Source organism: Pseudomonas sp. YA1 (assembly GCF_058680555.1).
This window is the reverse complement of the sequence record NZ_JBZWBG010000009.1, coordinates 207,194-222,748: the sequence shown is the minus strand read 5'-3', so window position 1 is coordinate 222,748 and position 15,555 is coordinate 207,194. Positions and strand designations below refer to the sequence as shown.

The 15,555-nt window shown below is 66.2% G+C and carries 17 protein-coding genes; 13 read left to right on the top strand and 4 right to left on the bottom strand.

Features of this window, described 5'->3' with window-relative positions:
- Nucleotides 1-228 precede the first annotated feature (228 nt).
- From AC4OR5_RS15080 to AC4OR5_RS15065, 4 genes are all read left to right on the top strand, one after another.
- Nucleotides 229-450, top strand: coding sequence for a DUF2061 domain-containing protein (locus AC4OR5_RS15080; protein WP_003091551.1), 222 nt, complete (start codon nt 229-231; stop codon nt 448-450).
- 142 nt (nt 451-592) lie between these two features.
- Nucleotides 593-1,954 carry an alpha/beta fold hydrolase family protein gene (locus AC4OR5_RS15075; RefSeq protein ID WP_003091553.1) on the top strand — a complete coding sequence of 454 codons (1,362 nt, stop codon included), beginning with the start codon at nt 593-595 and terminating at the stop codon, nt 1,952-1,954.
- Between the two features lie 3 nt (nt 1,955-1,957).
- Nucleotides 1,958-2,761 carry an MlaA family lipoprotein gene (locus AC4OR5_RS15070; protein WP_021265068.1) on the top strand — a complete coding sequence of 268 codons (804 nt, stop codon included), beginning with the start codon at nt 1,958-1,960 and terminating at the stop codon, nt 2,759-2,761.
- A gap of 139 nt (nt 2,762-2,900) precedes the next feature.
- Nucleotides 2,901-3,758 carry a pirin family protein gene (locus AC4OR5_RS15065; RefSeq protein ID WP_003116397.1) on the top strand — a complete coding sequence of 286 codons (858 nt, stop codon included), beginning with the start codon at nt 2,901-2,903 and terminating at the stop codon, nt 3,756-3,758.
- Between the two features lie 63 nt (nt 3,759-3,821).
- Here the strand turns inward: AC4OR5_RS15065 and AC4OR5_RS15060 are convergent, their stop codons facing one another.
- Together AC4OR5_RS15060 and AC4OR5_RS15055 are read right to left on the bottom strand one after the other, a co-directional pair.
- Nucleotides 3,822-4,991: a patatin-like phospholipase family protein gene (locus AC4OR5_RS15060; protein ID WP_003091575.1), complete on the bottom strand. Its 1,170-nt coding sequence runs from the start codon at nt 4,989-4,991 to the stop codon at nt 3,822-3,824.
- Nucleotides 4,992-5,058: 67 nt separating this feature from the next.
- Entirely contained in the window at nt 5,059-5,997 is a 939-nt protein-coding gene (locus tag AC4OR5_RS15055) for a lipid A biosynthesis lauroyl acyltransferase (protein ID WP_003091577.1), read from the bottom strand.
- A 159-nt stretch (nt 5,998-6,156) separates the two neighbouring features.
- On the opposite strand from AC4OR5_RS15055, the gene minC reads away from it, so the two are divergent.
- The 5 genes from minC (at nt 6,157) to AC4OR5_RS15030 (ending at nt 10,273) form a co-directional block, all read left to right on the top strand.
- The gene (gene minC, locus AC4OR5_RS15050; protein WP_003109174.1) at nt 6,157-6,948 is read left to right on the top strand and encodes a septum site-determining protein MinC; all 792 of its coding nucleotides are present in this window, start codon (nt 6,157-6,159) and stop codon (nt 6,946-6,948) included.
- Nucleotides 6,949-7,009: 61 nt separating this feature from the next.
- Complete coding sequence (gene minD, locus AC4OR5_RS15045; protein WP_003091579.1) at nt 7,010-7,825, top strand: septum site-determining protein MinD; 816 nt, start codon at nt 7,010-7,012, stop codon at nt 7,823-7,825.
- Entirely contained in the window at nt 7,822-8,076 is a 255-nt protein-coding gene (gene minE / locus AC4OR5_RS15040; protein WP_003091581.1) for a cell division topological specificity factor MinE, read from the top strand. Before minD ends, minE begins: the two co-directional genes overlap by 4 nt.
- A 103-nt stretch (nt 8,077-8,179) precedes the next feature.
- Complete coding sequence (locus tag AC4OR5_RS15035) at nt 8,180-8,815, top strand: RluA family pseudouridine synthase (RefSeq protein ID WP_058160250.1); 636 nt, start codon at nt 8,180-8,182, stop codon at nt 8,813-8,815.
- 168 nt (nt 8,816-8,983) lie between these two features.
- Nucleotides 8,984-10,273 carry a M18 family aminopeptidase gene (locus AC4OR5_RS15030; protein WP_023108577.1) on the top strand — a complete coding sequence of 430 codons (1,290 nt, stop codon included), beginning with the start codon at nt 8,984-8,986 and terminating at the stop codon, nt 10,271-10,273.
- Between the two features lie 42 nt (nt 10,274-10,315).
- Here the strand turns inward: AC4OR5_RS15030 and AC4OR5_RS15025 are convergent, their stop codons facing one another.
- Both AC4OR5_RS15025 and AC4OR5_RS15020 read right to left on the bottom strand, forming a co-directional pair.
- Nucleotides 10,316-10,867 (bottom strand): GNAT family N-acetyltransferase, encoded by a 552-nt coding sequence (locus tag AC4OR5_RS15025; RefSeq protein WP_058160251.1) that lies wholly within the window; start codon nt 10,865-10,867, stop codon nt 10,316-10,318.
- Between the two features lie 65 nt (nt 10,868-10,932).
- Nucleotides 10,933-11,649 (bottom strand): UTRA domain-containing protein, encoded by a 717-nt coding sequence (locus AC4OR5_RS15020; RefSeq protein WP_003091585.1) that lies wholly within the window; start codon nt 11,647-11,649, stop codon nt 10,933-10,935.
- 363 nt (nt 11,650-12,012) lie between these two features.
- Here AC4OR5_RS15020 and AC4OR5_RS15015 point away from each other — a divergent pair, with 363 nt between their 5' ends.
- The 4 genes from AC4OR5_RS15015 to AC4OR5_RS15000 are packed head-to-tail and all read left to right on the top strand — an operon-like array spanning nt 12,013 to nt 15,555.
- On the top strand, nt 12,013-13,071 hold the full coding sequence (locus tag AC4OR5_RS15015) for an ABC transporter substrate-binding protein (RefSeq protein WP_003091586.1): 1,059 nt from the start codon (nt 12,013-12,015) through the stop codon (nt 13,069-13,071).
- Nucleotides 13,072-13,125: 54 nt separating this feature from the next.
- Nucleotides 13,126-13,935 (top strand): alkaline phosphatase family protein, encoded by an 810-nt coding sequence (locus AC4OR5_RS15010; RefSeq protein ID WP_003109171.1) that lies wholly within the window; start codon nt 13,126-13,128, stop codon nt 13,933-13,935.
- Nucleotides 13,932-14,771 carry an ABC transporter permease gene (locus AC4OR5_RS15005; RefSeq protein WP_003091588.1) on the top strand — a complete coding sequence of 280 codons (840 nt, stop codon included), beginning with the start codon at nt 13,932-13,934 and terminating at the stop codon, nt 14,769-14,771. The genes AC4OR5_RS15010 and AC4OR5_RS15005 overlap by 4 nt, the downstream gene beginning before the upstream one ends.
- A complete protein-coding gene (locus AC4OR5_RS15000; protein WP_003091589.1) occupies nt 14,758-15,555 on the top strand; it encodes an ABC transporter permease in 798 nt (265 codons plus the stop codon). Before AC4OR5_RS15005 ends, AC4OR5_RS15000 begins: the two co-directional genes overlap by 14 nt.

The window sequence follows — 15,555 nt, the reverse complement described above, 5'->3', positions numbered from 1 at the left end:
CGCCGTCCATCATCGGCGCGCCCGGACGGCGGACTGCTCTGAGAACGACACCCATCGCACCCGATAACGACATGTCCCGAACTGCGCTGCGGCCCTCAAAGGATGTGCTCCGCGACGGTGCGATCGAAGCGCTCTATGCTCTCGATTGGACAGGCCGATTTCCGCTTGGCCGGCCGCCTGGATAGGCTCCCTACAAAGAGGAACGATTCTCGTTAAAGGAGAGCCACCATGCTCAAGACCCTGACTTTCACCGTCATGCATTTCATCATCGCCTTCAGCGTGGCCTACGCGCTGACCGGCAGCATAGCGGTCGGCGGGCTGGTGGCGGCGGTCGAGCCGCTGTGCAACTCGGTCGGTTTCTACTTCCACGAGAAGATCTGGAAACGCTTCGAGAAAGACGGCGCGCCGCGCCCGGCTAGCGCCCACGGCTGGCTGCACCGCCACGCCTGAAGGGATATTCGCGAGGCACGGCAAGAGGCGGGAAAGACCGATTGGAACGCTGGCTGCAATAACCCACTGCACTACTGAGGCTTGCAGTTGTCATAGCGGCAGTATATTCACTCAGTACTTTTCCCTCGAAGGGATTCCCCCGATGCCCCACTTCCTCCGTTTCGCTGCCCTGCTCGGCGGCCTCGCCCTCGGTTGTGCCAATCTGGCGCAGGCCCGGGACGTGGACGCCGCGAGCTACGGCTATCCACTGACCAACCCGTTCGAGGCGACCATCGCCACCACGCCGCCGGAACTGCGTCCCGAGCTTCCGCACAGCGAGGACATCGACCAGAAGGACTACAGCCTGAAATTGCGCCCGGAGCGCGAGTTCGCCCTGCCGGACAACTTCTGGCCGGTGAAGAAGCTGCGCTACCGCCTGGCCCGCCAGGATCATGCGGCGCCGCTGATCTTCATCATCGCCGGGACTGGCGCGCACTATGCCAGCAGCTACCCGGAATACCTGAAGAAGCTCTTCTACCAGGCCGGCTACCACGTGGTGCAGTTGTCCTCGCCGACCAGTTGGGACTTCATGGCCAGCGCCTCGCGCTTCGCCACACCGGGCTTTTCCAGCGACGACGCCGATGACCTGTACCGGGTGATGCAGGCGGTGCGCGCGCAGCAGCGCGACCTGCCGGTGACCGACTATTACCTCACCGGCTATAGCCTGGGGGCGCTGAACGCCGCGTTCGTCAGCCACCTCGACGAAAGCCGCCAGAGCTTCAACTTCAAGAAGGTGCTGCTGCTCAATCCACCGGTGAACCTCTACACCTCGGTGAGCAACCTCGACAAACTGGTGGAAACCCAGGTCAAGGGCATCACCGACTCGCGCACCTTCTACGAGGTGGTGCTGAGCAAGCTGACCCGCTACTTCCGGCAGAAAGGCTACGTCGACATCAACGACGCCATGCTCTACGACTTCCAGCAGTCGAAGCAGCGCCTGAGCAACGAGGAAATGGCCATGCTGATCGGCACCTCGTTCCGTTTCTCCGCCGCCGACATCGCCTTCACCTCGGACCTGGTCAACCGTCGCGGCCTGATCACCCCGCCGAACTACCCGATCAACGAAGGCACCAGCCTGGAGCCCTTCTTCAAGCGCGCGCTGCAGTGCGACTTCGAGTGCTACATGACTGAGCAACTGATCCCGATGTGGCGAGCCCGTTACGACGGCGGCAGCCTGACCCAGTTGGTCAACCAGGTCAGCCTCTACAAGCTGCAGGACTATCTGCACGACAGCCCGAAGATCGCCGTGATGCACAACGCCGACGACGTCATCCTCGGCCCGGGCGACCTCGGCTTCCTTCGCCGGACCTTCGGCGAACGCCTGACCGTCTATCCCTATGGCGGTCACTGCGGCAACCTCAACTACAAGGTCAACGCGCAGGACATGCTGGACTTCTTCGCCACGCCCGCCGCCGGACAGACCCAGGTCGCCAGCGCGGCCCTCACCCAGCAGGCAGGAAACTGATCGATGAGCCGAACCGCACACTGGATGTTCGCCCTTCTGCTGAGCGCAGCCGCCAGCGCCCAGGCCGACGAGGCCGCCGCGCCGGTCGAAATGCCGCCACGTCAGCTCGACGGCGACGGTTTCAGCCGTCCGCTGGACCAACTCAAGTTCAATCCCGGCCTGGATCAACGCGAATTCGAGCGCGCCACCCTCGACGCACTGAACATGTACGATCCCTGGGAATCCTGGAACCGCCGGGTCTACCACTTCAACTATCGCTTCGACGAGTGGGTGTTCCTGCCCGTGGTACGAGGCTACGAGTACGTCACCCCGCACTTCGTCCGCAGCGGCGTGAGCAATTTCTTCGACAACCTCGGCGACGTGCCCAACCTGCTGAACAACCTCGCCCAGTTGAAGGGCAAGGCGGCGATGGAAACCACCGCGCGGCTGCTGTTCAACACCACCTTCGGCGTGCTCGGCCTGTGGGACCCGGCGACCAAGATGGGCCTGCACAAGCGCAGCGAGGATTTCGGCCAGACCCTCGGCTTCTACGGCGTGGGCGGCGGCCCCTACCTGATGCTGCCAATCCTCGGCCCGTCCAACCTGCGCGACACCGGCGGACTGGTGGTGGACTACGTCGGCGAATACCAGGTGAACTACCTCAACGTTCCCCAGGCCAGCGGCGACCACCCGGAGATCACCGCCCTGCGCGTGGTGGACAGGCGCTACAACACCAGCTTCCGCTACGGCCAGATGAACTCGCCGTTCGAGTACGAGAAACTGCGCTACATCTATACCGAGGCGCGCAAGCTGCAGATCGCCGAGTGAGGCGAAGAACCGTCGCCCTGTGCGGCGGTTTCTTTTCCTCAGAACAATTCAATAAATCGATAGGAATTACATAAAACTCGCAACCATATATCGACCAGAGAGGACTATCATCGAGCCATACACGAACCAGGAGGTTCCCATGACCCGCTACCGTGATGTCCTCGAACTGCATACCGGCCACCCCGCCTCCGATGGCGCCGGCGTCCGCCTGACCCGCGTGATCGGCGGCCCGTCCCCGGAACGCTTCGATCCGTTCCTGATGCTCGACCAGTTCGATACCCAGAACCCGGACGACTATGTCGCCGGCTTCCCTTCGCACCCGCACCGCGGCTTCGAGACCGTGACCTACATGCTCGAAGGACGCATGCGCCACGAAGACCACCTCGGCAATCGCGGCCTGCTCAAGCCCGGCGGCGTACAGTGGATGACCGCCGCCCACGGCATCATCCACAGCGAGATGCCGGAACAGGTGGAAGGCGCGATGCGTGGCTTCCAGCTGTGGGTCAACCTGCCGGCGAAGAACAAGCTGGCCCCGGCCGGCTATCGCGATATCGAGCCGGAAGACGTGCCGCGCCTGGAAACCGCCGGAGGCGTGAAGGTCACGGTGATCGCCGGTCGCTTCGACGACGGCCAGGCGCAGCAGATCGGCGCCGTGGAAAGGCCGGACACCGAGCCGCACTACTACGACCTGCAACTGCCTGCCGGCGGCCGCATCGCCCCGCGCCTGCCGGACGGCCATCGCGTGCTGCTGTACGTCTACGAAGGCAGCCTGACGGTGGAAGGCGAACGCCCGGTGGAAATCGCCACCAATCGCCTGGCTCGGCTGTCCGAAGAAGGGGAATTGAGCCTGCGCAGCGAAGCCGGCGCCCGGGTACTGGTTCTCGCCGGCAAGCCGTTGCGCGAGCCGATCGTCCAGTACGGTCCGTTCGTGATGAACAGCCGCGAGGAAATCGAGCAGGCGCTACGCGACTATCGCGACGGTGTCCTGGCCGTCTGAGCCGTGCGCGAGCCGCCCTTCGGGGCGGCTTTTTCCTTCCGCCTGTCCCGTCCTGAATAAGGTTTACCGCTCGATCCGCAGGAAGCGCTCCAGTTCCGCCCGCTTGCCCATCGCATCGTGGTAGCCCAGTTCGATCAGTTCGCTGCAATAGCCGCGCTCGAACAACAGGTAGCTCAATACCCCCGCCCCGCTGGCGCGGGTCGCTCCGGGACCGCGCAGGAAAAGCCGCAGCACCCGCGACAGCTCCCGGTAGTGCCGCGCGGCGATCTCGTCCAGCGGCCGGCTCGGCGACACCAGCAATACCTCCACCGGCTCCAGCCCACCCGCCTGGCGGCGCACCTCCGGCGCCACCAACTGGCCGATCTGGTTCATCCGCTGCAACTGCTCGATGTCGCCTTCCAGACTGTCGATGAAGGTGCTGTTCAACAGGTGGGCGCCGATCTGCGCCAGGCTCGGCGGTCGGTCGGACGGCGGCAGGCCGGTCATGGCACTGTCGCCACCGGTGGCCGGGTTGCCGCTGACGCCGATCACCAGCACCCGCGTGGCGCCCAGGTGCAACGCCGGGCTGATGGGCGCCTGGGAACGCACCGCGCCGTCGCCGAAGTATTCGCGGTTGATCCGCACCGGCGGGAACAGCAGCGGGATCGCCGCGCTGGCCAGCAGGTGCCGAAGCTCCAGGCGGGTGGGAATGCCCAGGCGCCGATGGCGTACCCAGGGATCGATGGTCGCGCGCCCCTGGTAGAAGGTCACCGCCTGCCCCGACTCGTAGCCGAACGCGGTCACCGCCACCGCGCGCAACTGGCGCTGGCGCACCGCCGCATGAATCCCGGAAAAATCCAGCTCACGTGCCAGCAGCTCATGCAACGGCCGGTTGTCCAGCAACGCCACCGGCACCCGCCGCCCCAGGCCGAGCAGGCTATGGCCGAGGAAGCGCGAGGCCTGGCGGGTCACGCCCGGCCAGTCGCTGCGATAGACATGTTCGGTGCGGAATCCCTGCCAGACCGCGGTCAGGCGCTGGATCGCCTGGCGGAATTGCAGGGCGCCGCAAGCCAGGCCAACGGCGTTGATGGCGCCGGCGGAGGTACCGACGATGACCGGGAAAGGATTGCCGGCGCTGTCCGGCAGCAGGTCGGCGATGGCGGCCAGGACGCCGACCTGGTAGGCCGCGCGGGCACCGCCCCCGGAAAGGATCAGGCCGGTGAGCGGCGGACGTGGGGCAAGGGGATCGGACACAGCGGGGCTTCCGTCATGAACTGCGGCGAGTATAGCCAGACCCCGCGCGCGTCCGGAATGCCCGTCCTCAGCGCTTGCGCCGTTTCGGATAGAGCTTGGCTTCGCCTGGCGGGCGGGTCTTGAAACGCCGGTGCGCCCACAGGTACTGCTCGGGCTGCTGGCGCACGCAACGCTCGACCCACTGGTTGATCCGCAGGCAATCAGCTTCCTCGCTCTCGCCGGGGAAGTCCTCCAGCGGCGGGTGGATGGTCAGGCGGTAACCGCTGCCATCGGCCAGGCGGCTCTGGGTGAACGGCAACACCCGCGCCCGGCCCAGGCGGGCGAACTTGGTAGTGGCGGTGACGGTGGCCGCCGGGATGCCGAACAGCGGCACGAACAGGCTCTGCTTGGCGCCGTAGTCCTGGTCCGGTGCGTACCAGATGGCGCGGCCGCCACGCAGCACCTTGAGCATCGAGCGCACGTCCTCGCGCTCGATGGCGGTGGCATCGAGGTTGTGCCGCTCGCGGCCACGGCGCTGGATGTAGTCGAACACCGGGTTGTCGTGCTCACGGTACATGCCGTCGATGGTGTGCACCTGGCCGAGCAGCGCCGCGCCGATCTCCAGGGTGGTGAAATGTAGGGCCATGAGGATCACCCCCTCGCCCTTGGCCTGGGCCTCGCGCAGATGCTCCAGGCCTTCTATATGGGCAAGACGGGCCAGGCGCGCCTTCGGCCACCACCAGCTCATGGCCATCTCGAAGAAGGCGATGCCGCTGGAGGCGAAGTTCTCCTTCAGCAGACGCTCGCGTTCGGCGGGCGACTTTTCCGGAAAGCACAGTTCGAGGTTGCGCGCGGCAATCTCGCGGCGCGAGCCGACCAAGCGGTACATCAGCGCCCCCAGGCCACGGCCGAGCATCAGCAGGACGGGATAAGGCAACTGCACCACCAGCCAGAGCAGCCCCAGGCCGAACCAGAGCGGCCAGTAGCGGGGATGGAGGAAAGCGCTGGAGAAACGGGGGCGATCCATGGACGGTTCCGACGACGATCAAAGCCCGCCATTCTACCCTGCCCGCCGTCCCGGCGGGACGCCGCGTTGCCGATCGATGCCGCCCCGGCTATCTGCCACGCTTGCGGGCATCCGGCGTTCTCGTTATAAGTCCCTGCAATTCAACGACCGACAAGCCCCATGAGCCAAGCCGACCTCCTCGATCAAGACCCCGTATTCCAGCTCAAGGGCAGCATGCTCGCGGTGACCATCCTCGAACTGGCGCACAACGACCTGGCGAGGCTCGAACGGCAACTCGCCGACAAGGTGGCGCAAGCGCCCAACTTCTTCCGCGACACCCCCCTGGTCATGGCCCTCGACAAGCTGCCCGAAGGCGAAGGCCGCCTCGACCTGCCGGCGCTCCTCGAGGTCTGTCGCCGCCACGGCCTGCGCACCCTGGCGATCCGCGCCGGGCGCGAGGAGGACATCGCCGCCGCCCAGGCCCTGGACCTGCCGGTGCTGCCGCCCTCGGGCGCCCGCGAACGACCGCTGGACATCAAGGACAGCGCCCCGCGCAAGCCTGCCGAAGAGCCCAGCCCGAGCGCCGGTGAAGCCAGGCCCGAGCCGGCCAAGGCGGAAGAGAAGCCCGCCGATCCCGTCAGCCGCCCGACCAAGGTGGTGAAGACTCCGGTGCGCGGCGGCATGCAGATCTACGCCGCCGGCGGCGACCTGATCGTGCTGGCCGCGGTCAGTCCCGGCGCGGAACTTCTCGCCGACGGAAACATCCATGTGTACGGCCCGATGCGCGGACGCGCACTGGCCGGCGTGAAAGGCGACGCCACGGCACGAATCTTCTGCCAGCAGTTGGCCGCCGAACTGGTCTCCATCGCCGGTAACTACAAGGTCGCGGAGGACCTGCGACGCAGCCCGCAGTGGGGTAAGGCAGTGCACGTCAGCCTGTCGGGTGACGTGTTGAACATCACCCGCCTTTAACGGATACTGCCGCCACTTTCAGGGACCAGAATTCTTACGTTTTTCATTGGGGTGAATCACCTTGGCCAAAATTCTCGTAGTCACTTCCGGTAAGGGTGGCGTCGGTAAAACCACCACCAGCGCAGCTATCGGCACCGGCCTGGCCTTGCGCGGTTTCAAGACCGTCATCGTCGACTTCGACGTCGGCCTGCGTAACCTCGACCTGATCATGGGCTGCGAACGCCGCGTGGTGTACGACTTCGTCAACGTCGTCAACGGCGAGGCCACCCTCACTCAGGCCCTGATCAAGGACAAGCGCCTCGAAAACCTGCATGTCCTGGCCGCCAGCCAGACCCGCGACAAGGACGCCCTGACCAAGGAAGGCGTCGAGAAAGTCATGGCCGAGCTGCGCAAGGACTTCGAATACATCATCTGCGACTCCCCGGCGGGCATCGAGAAAGGCGCCCACCTGGCCATGTACTTCGCCGACGAAGCGATCGTCGTGACCAACCCCGAGGTTTCCTCGGTACGCGACTCTGACCGCATGCTCGGCCTGCTGGCAAGCAAGTCGCAGCGCGCCGAGAAAGGCGAGGAGCCGATCAAGGAACACCTGCTGCTGACCCGCTACAACCCGGAGCGCGTCACCAAGGGCGAGATGCTCGGCGTCGACGACGTCGAGGAGATCCTCGCCATCCGCCTGCTCGGGGTGATCCCGGAATCCCAGGCCGTGCTCAAGGCGTCGAACCAGGGCGTGCCGGTGATCCTCGACGAGCAGAGCGACGCCGGCCAGGCGTACAGCGATGCGGTCGACCGCCTGCTCGGCAAGGAAATACCGCATCGATTCCTCGATGTGCAGAAGAAAGGATTCCTGCAAAGACTGTTCGGAGGACGTGAATGAGCCTTTTAGACTTCTTTCGCAGTCGGAAATCGCAGAACAGCGCTTCCATCGCGAAAGAACGACTGCAGATCATCGTTGCCCACGAACGTGGCCAGCGCGCACAGCCGGATTATCTGCCCCAGTTGCAGAAAGACCTGCTGGAAGTGATCCGCAAGTACGTACCGATCGACCAGGAGCAGATCCAGGTGGAACTGGAGAACCAGGGCAACTGCTCGATCCTGGAACTCAACATCACCCTGCCGGATCGTTGATTCGCCCAGGGTCCATACTGCGGCGGCCATTGGCCGCCGCAGTCGTTTCACCGAGCCTGCCCGCCAGGCTCCCTGCCGCCTCCCGGCGATGAGCCCGTTCGCTATGCCGCTGTCCCAGATTCGAATCGTTCACCAGGATGACGCTCTGCTGGTGGTCGACAAGCCCACCCTGCTGCTGTCGGTGCCCGGCCGCGCCGATGACAACAAGGACTGCCTGGTCACCCGCCTGCAGGAAAACGGCTATCCCGAGGCCCGCATCGTCCACCGCCTGGACTGGGAAACCTCCGGCCTGATGGTGCTCGCCCGCGACGCCGACAGCCACCGCGAGCTGTCCCGCCAGTTCCACGACCGCGAGACCGAGAAAGCCTATACCGCCCTTTGCTGGGGCCTGCCGGAACTGGACAGCGGGCGCATCGAACTGCCGCTGCGCTACGACCCGCCGACCAAGCCGCGTCACGTGGTGGACTTCGAGCACGGCCGCCACGCCCTGACCTTCTGGCGTGTGGTCGAGCGTCATGAGCGCTGGAGCAGGGTCGAGCTGACGCCGATCACCGGCCGTTCGCACCAGTTGCGCGTGCACATGCTCTCCATCGGCCATCCGCTGCTCGGCGACCGCCTCTACGCCAACCCCGAAGCCCTCGCCGCCCACGAACGCCTGTGCCTGCACGCCAGCCTGCTGTGCCTGACCCATCCGCGGAGCGGCGAACGCCTGCGCTTCGAGTCGCCGGCGCCGTTCTGAGCCTTCCCCGCCGCGTCCCGGCCCGCCGGGACGCCGCCCGCCGATTTCCGGTACCCCGTCTTGCCATACAACGACCAGCTTCCGCTTTTTCTGGCCGGCCCCGCCGCCAACGACCTGAACCCCGTCGGACAATACGATAGACTGCATGGATTGCCGTCCGGAGCCACTATGCGCGCAGAACTCAACCAGGGCCTGATCGATTTCCTCAAGGCCTCGCCCACGCCTTTCCATGCCACCGCCAGCCTCGCCCGCCGCCTGGAAGCCGCCGGCTACCGCCGCCTCGACGAGCGCGACGCCTGGCACACCGAAGCCGGCGGCCGCTACTACGTGACCCGTAACGACTCGTCGCTGATCGCCATCCGCCTGGGCCGTCGCTCGCCCCTGGAAAGCGGCTTCCGCCTGGTCGGCGCGCACACCGACAGCCCCTGCCTGCGGGTCAAGCCGAACCCGGAGATCGCTCGCAACGGCTTCCTCCAGCTCGGCGTCGAAGTCTATGGCGGCGCCCTCTTCGCCCCCTGGTTCGACCGCGACCTGTCGCTGGCCGGACGCGTCACCTTCCGCGCCAATGGCAAGCTGGAAAGCCGCCTGGTCGACTTCCGCAAGGCCATCGCGGTCATCCCCAACCTGGCCATCCATCTCAACCGCGCCGCCAACGAGGGTTGGCCGATCAACGCGCAGAACGAACTGCCGCCGATCATCGCCCAGCTGGCGCCGGGCGAGGCCGCCGACTTCCGCCTGCTGCTCGACGAACAGCTGCTGCGCGAGCACGGCATCACCGCCGACGTGGTACTGGACTACGAGCTGTCGTTCTACGACACCCAGTCCGCCGCGGTGGTAGGCCTCAACGACGAGTTCATCGCCGGGGCGCGCCTGGACAACCTGCTGTCCTGCCACGCCGGCCTGGAAGCTCTGCTCAACGCCGAAGGCGACGAGAACTGCATCCTGGTCTGCACCGACCACGAGGAAGTCGGTTCCTGTTCGCATTGCGGCGCCGACGGTCCGTTCCTCGAACAGGTACTGCGCCGCCTGCTGCCGGAAGGCGACGCCTTCAGCCGGGCGATCCAGCGCTCGCTGCTGGTCTCGGCCGACAACGCCCATGGCGTACACCCGAACTACGCCGACAGGCACGACGCCAACCATGGCCCGGCGCTGAACGGCGGTCCGGTGATCAAGATCAACAGCAACCAGCGCTATGCCACCAACAGCGAAACCGCCGGCTTCTTCCGCCACCTCTGCCAGGACAGCGAAGTGCCGGTGCAGAGCTTCGTGACCCGCAGCGACATGGGATGCGGCTCGACCATCGGCCCGATCACCGCCAGCCAGGTCGGCGTGCGCACCGTCGACATAGGCCTGCCGACCTTCGCCATGCACTCGATTCGCGAGCTGGCCGGCAGCCATGACCTGGCGCACCTGGTCAAGGTGCTCGGCGCCTTCTACGCCAGCAGCGAGCTGCCCTGAGCGCCAGCCTCACTCACGCCCCGGGCATTCGCCCGGGGCCACTCAGGCGTGCGCAGCGTGCCATTCGCTGCGCAACAGCGTGTAGATCGCATGGTCGTGGGCACGCCCGGCGATGATCTCGTTGGCCCGGATCACTCCGTCGCGCCGGAAGCCCTGGCGCTCGGCGGCGCGCTGGCTGCGCAGGTTCTCGGTGGAACAGCGGATCACCAGGCGCTGCCGGTCGTAGCCAAGGAAACCCAGTTCGATCGTCTTCCCCAGCGCCCTGGCGAGCAGCCCGCGCCCTTGCGCGGACGCCGCCAGCCAGTAGCCGATGCTGGCGCTGCGGCTGTCCTCGGTGAAATCGTGCAGGTCGATGACGCCGACCAGGCATCCGGATTCGGCGATCCCGCAGCGGCAACTCCTGCGCTCCGCCCACAACCGCTGGCCTTCGCCAATGAAACGGCGGGTATCGTCCGCGCTCTGCGTCAGTGGCACCCACGGCATCCAGGGCGCCAGGTGCTCGCTGTTGGCGCGCACCAGGCGGAACAGTTCCTCGGCGCGCGGCTGGTCGAGCAGCTCCAGGTGCAGGTCGGACGAAATCGGCAGTATGAACATGCGAGGGCTCCTTTTCCCGGGAGCCCATCCTCGCAGAAGGTGCCGCAGGTCGTCGACGCGTGGCGTTACTGCGGTACCTCGACGCTGATATGGATGGCGTCGTGGCGCCAGAACTCCAGGTCGCAGTCGATCAGCCGACCACGCTGGTCGCGGTTGATCCGGCTGATGCGCAGGGCCGGGCTGCCCACCGCCACCTTCAGCGGCGCCGCAGCCTCGGCATGCAGTGCAGTGGGCACCATGTCGAAACGCACCCGCCCATAGTGGATGCCGTACTCGCTGGCATAGAGTTCGGTCAGCGAGCGGGTCAGGTCGTGGCCGAGGATTCCGGGGAAGTACTGCGCGTTCAGGTAGTGCTCGACATACAGCACCAGCCGCCCGTCCACCCGCCGCGCCCGGCGGATCTGGTAGACGCTGGACAGCGCCGGCAGCTCCAGCAGCTCGCAGACCGCCGCGCTCGCCGGCATCTGCCGGGCCGACAGAACCTCGGTCGCCGGCACCCGGCCCTGTTCGCTGACCATCGCATGGAAGTGGCTGCGGACCAGCGGGTTGTAGGCCAGCCGCTCGGGGGAGACGAACCAGCCGCGGCGCTCCTCGCGGTAGATCAGGCCCTGCGACTCCAGCTGGATCAGCGCCTCGCGCAGGGTGATCCGGGTCGTCGCGAACAGCTCGCTGAGCTTGCGCTCGGCCGGCAGCTTGCCACCCGCCGGCAGCAGACCATGGCCGATCTGCTCGCTGAGCGCCCGGCAGATCGCCGTTACGGTGGGTAGCGCTTCGTCACGCATCGACTGCTTCCTTATTGGTCTAGTCCAGCCCCAATCAGGGGCACTTCCACCGGCCCGCTCTGCGCCTCCGGCTCGTCCGATGCTAGGAAACCCAGATGACCGGGACGTGACAGGCACAAGACAGCGGTCTTCCCGGAAGCGCCCGACGCCCATGGAATCGAGGGCTTAAGCATGGTCTACGCTTCTGCGGATGCAAGCCGCGGCGATGCCAGGCGCGGCTAGCTGACATGAAACCGTCATCCAGCGGCTCTAGATTGGCCTGGGTCTTGCTGATCTAGACCACACCCGCGGCAGTCCCGCCCGAAGGAGCGTCGAGAACTCCCGAGGCTGCCCGACCGAACCTCTCGAACGAAGGAGCACCGAATGAAACGCATGCTTGCTTCATTGCTGGGAACCGCCATCGCCCTCGGCAGCGGCCTGGCGTTGGCCGCCGAAGCGGACCTGCAGGCGCTGGAACAGGCCGCGCGCAAGGAAGGCCAGGTCAACAGCGTCGGCATGCCCGACAGCTGGGCGAACTGGAAGGACACCTGGAAGGACCTTGAGAGCAAGTATGGGCTCAAGCACATGGATACCGACATGAGTTCGGCCCAGGAGCTGGCCAAGTTCAAGGCCGAGAAGGACAACGCCAGCGCCGACATCGGCGACGTCGGCGCCGCCTTCGGCCCCATCGCCGTGCAGCAGGGCGTCAGCCAGCCGTACAAGCCGAGCACCTGGGAACAGATCCCGGCCTGGGCCAAGGACCAGGACGGCCACTGGGCGCTCGCCTACACCGGGACCATCGCCTTCATCGTCAACAAACAACTGGTGAAGGACGTACCGCACAGCTGGGCCGACCTGCTGCAGGGCAAGTACAAGGTCACCATCGGCGACGTCAGCGCTGCCGCCCAGGCGGTCAATGGGGTGCTCGCCGCGGCCATCGCCAACGGCGGCGACGAGAAGAACATCAAGCCGGGCCTGGAGTTCTTCGGCAAGATCGCCAAGCAGGGCCGCCTGTCGCTGACCAACCCGGTGATCGCCACCCTGGAAAAGGGCGAGGTCGAAGTCGGCATCGTCTGGGACTTCAACGGCCTCAGCTACCGCCAGCAGATCGACCCGGAGCGCTTCGAGGTGCTGATCCCCTCGGACGGCTCGGTGATCTCCGGCTACACCACCATCATCAACAAGTACGCCAAGCACCCGAACGCCGCCAAGCTCGCCCGCGAGTACATCTTCAGCGACGCCGGACAGATCAACCTGGCCAAGGGCAACGCGCGCCCGATCCGCGCCGAGAGCCTGACCCTGCCGGACGACGTGAAGGCCCAACTGCTGCCCAACGAGCAGTACGCCAAGGCCCAGCCGATCAAGGACGCCAAGGCCTGGGAGGAAACCTCCAAGCGCCTGCCGCGGCAGTGGCAGGAAGCGGTGATCATCAACATGCAGTGACGCGGAGCGCGGCCGCCCTCGCCGGCGGCCGCCCCGCATCGACGGATACCCCGAATGCGCCACGACGTCATCCTCGTCCTGCTGGACGGCCTCAACCACAGCGTCGCCCGCGACTGCATGGGGCATCTCCAGGCCCTCTGCGGCGCCGGCCGCGGCCAGTCGTACCGCCTGGAATGCGAGTTGCCTTCGCTGTCCCGGCCGCTCTACGAATGCATCCTCACCGGAGTGCCGCCGATCGATAGCGGCATCCTGCACAACGACGTGGTCCGCCTGAGCCAGGAACAGAGCCTGTTCCACTATGCCCGCGCGGCCGGCCTGAGTACCGCGGCAGCGGCCTACCACTGGGTCAGCGAACTGTACAACCGCGCGCCGTTCGACCCGGCCCGCGACCGCCACACCGACGACAGCGCACTGCCGATCCAGCGCGGACACTTCTACTGGAACGACCACTATCCGGACTCGCACCTGTTCGCCGATGCGGAAAGCCTGCGCCGCCGGCACGCACCGAACTTCATGCTGGTCCACTCGATGAACATCGACGACGCCGGGCACAGGCACGGCCTCGCCAGCCCCGCCTACCGCAACGCCGCGCGGCGCGCCGACGCGCTGCTGTCGGAATACCTGCACCAGTGGCTGGCGGCCGGCTACCAGGTGGCGATCACCGCCGATCACGGAATGAACGAGGACCGCAGCCACGGCGGCATCCTCGAGGAGGAGCGCGAGGTGCCGCTGTTCGTCTTCGGCGACGCCTTCAGCCGCGACGACCTGGCGCAACCGCTGCAGACCGACCTCTGCGGCACGCTCTGCGAAATCCTCGGCGCCGCCCACGACAAACCCGTCTGCCGGGAGCTGCTCGCCCCATGAAACGACTCTCCGGCAAATGGCTGGCGCTGCTGTTCCTGCTGCCCTTCGCGGCGTTCTTCGTGATTTTCCAGATAGCGCCGCTGGCCTGGGTCGCGCTGAACAGCCTGAAGGCCAGCGATGCCTGGAGCCTGGCCAACTACCTCGAGCTGTTCGGCTCGCCCTTCTACCGCCAGGCGATCCGCCATAGCCTGGAGATCGCCGGCTGGTCGAGCCTGCTCGGCCTGCTCATCGCGGTGCTCGGCAGCCATTCGCTGCGCCACGTCGACAGCCGCCTGCGCGACTTCGTCATGGCCTTCTCCAACATGACCAGCAACTTCGCCGGGGTACCGCTGGCGTTCGCCTTCATCATCCTGCTCGGCTTCAACGGCGCGCTGACCCTGTTGCTCAAGCAGGCCGGCTGGATCGACGACTTCAATCTCTACTCGAAGACCGGCCTGATAATCCTCTACACCTATTTCCAGATCCCCCTCGGGGTGATGCTGCTCTACCCGGCCTTCGACGCCCTGCGCGAGGACTGGCGCGAGTCCGCCGCGCTGCTCGGCGCCAACGGCTGGCAGTACTGGCGACACATCGGCATCCCGGTGCTGACCCCGGCACTGCTGGGCACCTTCGTCATCCTCCTGGCCAATGCCCTCGGCGCCTACGCCACGGTGTACTCGCTGACCACCGGCAACTTCAACGTGATCCCGATCCGCATCGGCGCGCTGGTCGCCGGCGACGTGTTCCCCGACCCGAACATGGCCAGCGCCCTGGCCATGGTGCTGGTCGGCCTGATGACCCTGATCACCCTGGTCCACCAATGGCTGCTGCGCAGGAGCTACCATGTCGCGCGCTGATCGACGTCCTGCCGCGCTCTACCATCGCCTGGTGGTCTGCGCGCTGTTCCTGATCCTGGTCCTGCCGCTGGCGGCGACCCTGCTCTACTCGCTGGCCACCCAGTGGTCGGCGACCCTGCTGCCGGACGGCCTGACCCTGAAGTGGTACCTGACGCTGTGGAGCGACCAGCGCTTCCTGCTGGCCTTCGCCCGCTCGCTGCTGGTCTGCTTCGGCGCCCTGGCGTTCAGCGTGTTGCTGATCCTGCCGCTGATGTTCGTCATCCACTACCACTTCCCGCGCCTGGACGGCGTGATGAACGTGCTCATCCTGCTGCCCTTCGCGGTGCCGCCGATCGTCTCCTCGGTGGGCCTGCTGCAACTCTATGCCAGCGGGCCGCTGGAAATGATCGGCACGCCCTGGGTGCTGGTCGGCTGCTACTTCACCATCGCCCTGCCGTTCATGTACCGGGCGATCACCAACAACCTGCAGGCGATCAACCTGCGCGACCTGATGGACGCCGCCCACCTGCTCGGCGCCAGCACCTGGAAGGCGGCGCTGCTGGTCGTGCTGCCGAACCTGCGCAAGGGCGTGATGGTGGCCCTGCTGCTGTCGTTCTCCTTCCTCATCGGCGAATTCGTCTTCGCCAACCTGCTGGTCGGTACCCGCTACGAGACCCTGCAGGTGTTCCTCAACAACATGCGCAACAGCAGCGGCCACTACACCAGCGCAGTGGTGGTCTCCTACTTCGTGTTCGTCCTGGTCCTGACCTGGGCGGCCAACCGACTGAACAAGGACAAGGCCTGA